This window comes from Sphingosinicella sp. (assembly GCF_013911755.1).
Lineage (GTDB): Bacteria > Pseudomonadota > Alphaproteobacteria > Sphingomonadales > Sphingomonadaceae > Sphingosinicella.
Genome location: NZ_JACESP010000048.1, coordinates 1 through 5,842, shown reverse-complemented (window position 1 = coordinate 5,842; position 5,842 = coordinate 1). Strand labels below are relative to the sequence as shown.

General features: G+C 58.9%; 4 protein-coding genes and 1 riboswitch. Of the genes, 2 read left to right on the top strand and 2 right to left on the bottom strand.

What is annotated here, in order from left to right; all coding sequences use genetic code 11:
• Positions 1-204: hypothetical protein (locus tag H2052_RS17835; protein ID WP_293784998.1), on the top strand; the 204-nt coding region annotated here is incomplete at its 5' end.
• A 92-nt stretch (positions 205-296) separates the two neighbouring features.
• On the opposite strand, the gene H2052_RS17830 is transcribed toward H2052_RS17835, so the two are convergent.
• Positions 297-2,267: an ATP-binding protein gene (locus tag H2052_RS17830; protein WP_293784995.1), complete on the bottom strand. Its 1,971-nt coding sequence runs from the start codon at positions 2,265-2,267 to the stop codon at positions 297-299.
• Between the two features lie 111 nt (positions 2,268-2,378).
• Positions 2,379-4,238, bottom strand: a complete 1,860-nt coding sequence (thiC, locus tag H2052_RS17825) for a phosphomethylpyrimidine synthase ThiC (RefSeq protein ID WP_293784992.1) — start codon at positions 4,236-4,238, stop codon at positions 2,379-2,381.
• A 66-nt stretch (positions 4,239-4,304) separates the two neighbouring features.
• Positions 4,305-4,418, bottom strand: a riboswitch (TPP riboswitch).
• 130 nt (positions 4,419-4,548) lie between these two features.
• On the opposite strand from thiC, the gene H2052_RS17820 reads away from it, so the two are divergent.
• The gene (locus H2052_RS17820; protein WP_293784989.1) at positions 4,549-5,688 is read left to right on the top strand and encodes a DegT/DnrJ/EryC1/StrS family aminotransferase; all 1,140 of its coding nucleotides are present in this window, start codon (positions 4,549-4,551) and stop codon (positions 5,686-5,688) included.
• The last annotated feature ends 154 nt before the right edge of the window (positions 5,689-5,842 follow it).

Genomic DNA, 5,842 nt, shown 5'->3' with positions numbered 1-5,842 from the left:
ATCCTCCGGATGTATCAGCGTGTGCGGATCGGGCGGGCAGACGGGCATCAGCGCATCGAGCGCGCGGGCGATATCCGGGATGACGGCGGGGGGCGCGGGCAGGGCGGCGGGAACGGCGTCGGGCTGGCGGGCGACGGGAATCCACTCGAAATCATCGGGGTTGAAGCCGTGGGCATCGCGCACGGCTGGCGGCGGTGGGCGTGACAGGTTCGCGAAGCGGCAGCGCGGCGGTCTGCGCCTGAACCTTAGGTGGCAACTTGGCCATGATAGTGAGGGGTTCCGGGCGCGCATGGTCCTTAGTGGCCGATATCGCTCAATAGGACATCAAAAAATGGACCATTCCGTCGTTTTGCGTCCTCAAGAAGCTTGTCGTATCCAAAGACCTCGGTGTATATTTTGAAGCTTTCATGGTAATTAAAGAGCGATTTGGAATCCCAAGAAATTTTAAAATCATAGTCTTGAGAAAGTTTTCTTAGTGATGGTTCTAGATCAGCTACTACGTATGCTGTGATCTGCGTGGTGGGTGATACAGTGATCGTAGCACCATCTTTTGTCACAAAAGATCCACGTTCTCTAATTTGGCGAACAGTATCGTTTATCTGCTTAATGGGATCTCGTCCGTCCGCCCCGAACGAATAATCGTTCCGGCCGGGTTTTTTGAATTCGACGATCATTACGGCTGATGTGCCGTCACCACCGGCGACAAAAATTTCATCGTAGAACGCAATATCCACGACCTTGTCGCCGGCTGAACGGCGGCCACCATGCAGCGTGCGATCGCTCGAGGCGTAAGAAACGAACGACAATCTCTCGTCGAGAAGCCACAAATTATGCTGATAATATTTTGTTTCAGTGGTATCGGAATTTCTTGGGAATATCAGCTGATGAACTGCATCCTCTGCGCTCATCTTCATTTCGTCCGTGAAGCGTCTTAATCCCTCTGCGATTTCTAATACTGCGCGGCGATGAACGACATATTCACTCAAGGCGTCGCGATACGTATCAGTGACCTTTTCTAAAAGCTTATCTTTTCTTTCTTTAAATAAAGCCTCGTCAGATACTGTTTCTTGAACGTATTCATCCCATCGGCGTTCAGCACGAAGGCGTTGTACTGCTAGGTCGGATACGAATCGCTCTCGTTTCCAACTATTTGGCTTCTGTTTGACGTATTGCTCGATAGTTTTTCCGTCTAATCCAAACCGAAGGAGCGGATGGCTCTGGAGAAGGTCTAAAACTTCTTGTTTTTGCTCGGATTTGATAAGCTCATTCTGACCTTTTTCAGTCTTCAGAACTAAGGCGCAAGCGGCGTCGATAATTTCCTTAATATCGTCTTCACTTGCCTCCAGAAATGTTCTGTCATTATTGGCATGACGATCTAAATATTCTCCGCTAACCGAAGCAATAATTACATATTCCCTTTCGTCTGTGTCCTCAAAATAGGCGCGGCCTAGCTTTCCTTCAATCGAGCGCCCTTGGCCAAGTATCCTGTTGTCCGCAAAGAAAATTATTGTGTGGCGATTAAATGGAACTCCGCGATCTACACGTGAGACGTCGAGCTTAAATAGGAATTTCTCTCCCTCAAGATCAATGTGGAAATCATGAGTCTCTTCGTGTTTGAAAACTGATAAGAAATGAGATCGCAAGTCGGTGCTATTGCCGTTAAATATAACCTCTGTTTGTGGCATTGAGCCATCAACTAGGTAGGTGAGAAAGTTTTGGGTAATTTGGTCTAGAAAAGACTTCTCATTTATGCTCTTCCAGCCATTGTGATATTCTGATTTCACTTTCGAGTATGTTACCAAGCAACCTTCGTCGAACGGGAAGTGTCGGCGACCGCTCCGCTGTTCGATCTCTTCGTCTCGATATACGTTAAAATCAAATCTGAATGTAACATCCTTTTCAGATATTTTGCTTTCATACTCGACAGCTTCGAATACTTTAAAGGCTATAAATCGTCCAAAACCTTTTCCATTTTTCCGTAACTTGTTTCCAGTAAAAGGGGTCAAAAATGCTTCAAAATTCTTGGAATCTAAACCCTTCCCGTTGTCCAATACAGACACTTTAAAGTCGCTAATATTGGTGGTATCGGTCACCCTTATCGTAATTTTTCCATCGATTCCCGATTTTTCTGTGGAATACTTATCCGTTATGGAATGAATGGAGTTCGATACCGCTTCAAATACGGGAAGCAGAAAACCGCCTATATGGCGCGCTAAATTAGTGCGCGCCAAAACAGCAGCCATATCCGGCTTACGAAGCTCTGGCATTTTTCCTCACCCCCCCAAGCGTATATTCTTGGTCTTGATTAACGACCTTCTTTACGGTCGTCTAGAAATTGCCAGCCAGCATATATTTGCGCTCTTGTTGGAGGGCTGCCTTCAATCATGCTCCCGATCACCCGCACCCATATAGAGCTCGCGGCCCGTGTCCTCATAGACCTGGCTCATTTCCGCCATGCCCTTTTCAGCCTCTTCTGCTGCAATAAAGGCTGCGCTGTCCTGATTTTGCAGCTTCGCGAAGTCGCGGACTTCCTGGCTGATCTTCATCGAGCAGAATTTCGGGCCGCACATGCTGCAGAAGTGCGCCGTCTTCGCGCCTTCCGCCGGGAGCGTCTGGTCGTGATATTGCTCGGCCGTGTCGGGGTCGAGCGACAGGTTGAACTGGTCGCGCCAGCGGAATTCGAAGCGGGCTTTGCTGAGCGCGTCGTCGCGGACCTGCGCGGCCGGGTGGCCCTTGGCGAGGTCCGCCGCGTGGGCGGCGAGCTTGTAGGTGACGACACCGACCTTCACGTCGTCGCGGTCGGGGAGGCCGAGGTGCTCCTTCGGCGTCACGTAGCAAAGCATCGCGGTGCCGTACCAGCCGATCTGCGCGGCGCCGATGGCGCTCGTGATGTGGTCGTATCCGGGCGCGATGTCTGTGGTGAGCGGCCCAAGCGTGTAGAAGGGGGCTTCGCCGCAGGCTTCGAGCTGCTTCTCCATGTTCTCCTTGATCTTGTGCATCGGCACGTGGCCGGGGCCTTCGATCATCACCTGCACATCCTGCGCCCATGCGCGCTTGGTGAGTTCGCCGAGCGTGTAGAGCTCTGCGAACTGTGCCTCGTCGTTCGCGTCGTAGATGCTGCCGGGGCGGAGGCCATCGCCGAGGGAGTAGGCGACGTCATAGGCCTTCATGATCTCGGTGATCTCGTCGAAGCGTTCGTAGAGGAAGCTTTCCTTGTGATGCGCGAGGCACCATTTCGCCATGATGCTGCCGCCGCGCGACACGATGCCGGTCATGCGCTTTGCCGCGAGCGGCACATAGGGCAGGCGCACGCCCGCGTGGATGGTGAAATAGTCGACGCCCTGCTCGGCCTGCTCGATCAGCGTGTCGCGGAAGATCTCCCACGTCAGGTCCTCGGCGATGCCGCCGACCTTTTCGAGCGCCTGATAGATCGGCACGGTGCCGATGGGGACGGGGCTGTTGCGGAGGATCCATTCGCGCGTGTCGTGGATGTTGCGGCCCGTCGAAAGGTCCATCACCGTGTCCGCGCCCCAGCGGATCGACCAGACCATCTTGTCCACCTCGTTCGCCACATTGCTGGCGACGGCGGAGTTGCCGATGTTGGCGTTGATCTTCACCAGGAAGTTGCGGCCGATGGCCATCGGCTCCGATTCCGGGTGGTTGATGTTGTTGGGGATGATGGCGCGGCCGCGCGCGACCTCGTCGCGGACGAACTCGGGGGTGACGTAATCGGGGATGGCGGCGCCGAAGTCCTGCCCGTCGCGCGCGTATTCGCGCAGGCGCTCGCGGCCGAGATTCTCGCGCACCGCGACATATTCCATCTCGGGCGTGATGATGCCGCGCCGGGCGTAGTGCATCTGGCTGACGTTCATGCCGGGCTTGGCGCGCAGGGGGCGCTTCACGACATTGGGGAAGGGCTGCACGCCGCCCGAACGGTCCGGGCCGAGCTGGCCGTTGTCTTCGGGGCGGGTTTCGCGGGCGTCGTAGCTCTCCACGTCGCCGCGGCCCAGAATCCAGTCGCGGCGGAGCGCGGGGAGGCCGGCGTGGATGTCGATGCGGGCATTGGGGTCCGTGTAGGGGCCGGAGGTGTCGTAGACGCGGACGGACGGCTCGCCCGAGGTCGGCTCGAGGTCGATCTCGCGCATCGCCACCTTGTGGGGGCCGACGTAGATCTTGCGGCTGCCCCGGATGGGTCCGGTCGTAACGCCGATTTCGGTGCGGGCGGGGATGTCGGCCATGTCTCGTGCTCCGTCTCATGGGGCGGGCTGGCGCGGGGATATGGCAGTGGCAGCGCGCCCGGCCTTGGGCAACTGCGGTTCCGATCCCTACGCCGGCACGACCCGGGTCAGGTTCGAAGGGTTCCCCCGCTCGCGCGGCGATCTCAGCCCGGCGACCACCGGGTACCCCTTGGAACGAATGCTGCGGCGGACTCTGCGGGCTTCGCGCGCGCCTGTCAATTCGCGGTGTGCTTGACGGATGCGGAAGGGGGTGGTGAATGCGCAGCGGCGCAGCGACAGGCTGCGCGCTTCTGGTTGCGGGGGATCGGTTTTGCGGCATGCGCGCATCGGCTATTGCCACTGGGGCGCGGACGAGGTGCGCGCCGTGCTCGCCGGGTGGACCGGTCGCGCGGCGGACGCCCCCGAGCGGCTGACCGCTGCGATTGCCGGCCTTGGCTACGGCGACGTTCATCTCGTCAATCGCGGCAAAACGGGCCTTTCACTGGCGCTGGACGTGATGAAGGCGCAGGCGCCGGGCCGCACAAAGGTGCTGGTGCCCGCCTATTGCTGCCCCGCCGTCCCCAGAGCCGTGCGCGACGCGGGCCTGGAACCGCTGGCGGTGAGGGTGGGGGACGATCTCAATCTGGACATTGAAGCCCTGCCCGCCGCTGTGGGGGCAGACGTGCTCGCGATCGTCGCGGTCCACATGTACGGGGCGCCGCTGGATGTGGATGCCGTGACCGCGATCGCCCGGCCCCACGGCATTCGCGTCATCGACGATGCGGCGCATGTGCTGGGCGACGATCTCGGCACGCGCGGGGATTTCGGGCTGCTCAGCTTCAATCAATCGAAAACGCTGGCCGGAGGCGCGCCGAACGGCGGCGGCGCGCTGCTGGTAAATGCGCCGGAGCTTCGTGATGCGACCCGCGCGGCGTGGCAGGCCATGCCGCGCGCGCCCTTGCGGCGGCGGCAACACGCCTGGTTTCTCTATGCGTATGCGCTGGATCCGTTTCCGCGGCGCTTGCCCTCTTATGCGACGCGCCTCGTGCGGCCGGTGGCGCAGTGGTGCGAAGCGCGCGACGACAGCCATTCGCATATGTCGGAAACGGCGGCGGCGGCAGTGCTCTCGCAGATTCCGAAACTTCCGACGATCCGTGCTTCTCGCGCGCGCATCATGGGCTGGTACGCCGACGCGGTCGCGAAGCCCATGTGGCTGCCGCAATACGTGCCCGGCGCCTACCGCACGCGCATGATCGTGGCATGGGATGGAGGCCGGACATCGCGGGAGGTCCGCTCTGCGATGCTCGACGCCGGGATATCCGTGCGCACGCCCTATCCGGCATGGTCGGACGAAGCCGCGAGCCTGCTGGGCGATCGATTCGTGCGCCAGATCGAGCTTCCGTGCGACCCGCGGCTCCGCGAGGCCGACGTGCGCGCTATCGTGGAAACGCTTGCCAGGATAATCGGCTAGGCTGCAGAGGGCCGGCGGAAGCGCGTAAGCGCCTTGTTCAGGATTTCCAGCGCCTTGCTTTCAAAGCCGTCGGGTGATCCCGCCAGCTTCCAGAGCAGCACATGGGCTGCGATATAGACGACGGCGCCGACTGCGACGCGCGGCAGCACAGAAA

Bases quoted from the DNA above. Each gene is read 5' to 3' on its own strand.
- H2052_RS17830 (WP_293784995.1), bottom strand. From the start codon at position 2,267: ATGCCAGAGCTTCGTAAGCCGGATATGGCTGCTGTTTTGGCGCGCACT.
- thiC (WP_293784992.1), bottom strand. From the start codon at position 4,238: ATGGCCGACATCCCCGCCCGCACCGAAATCGGCGTTACGACCGGACCC.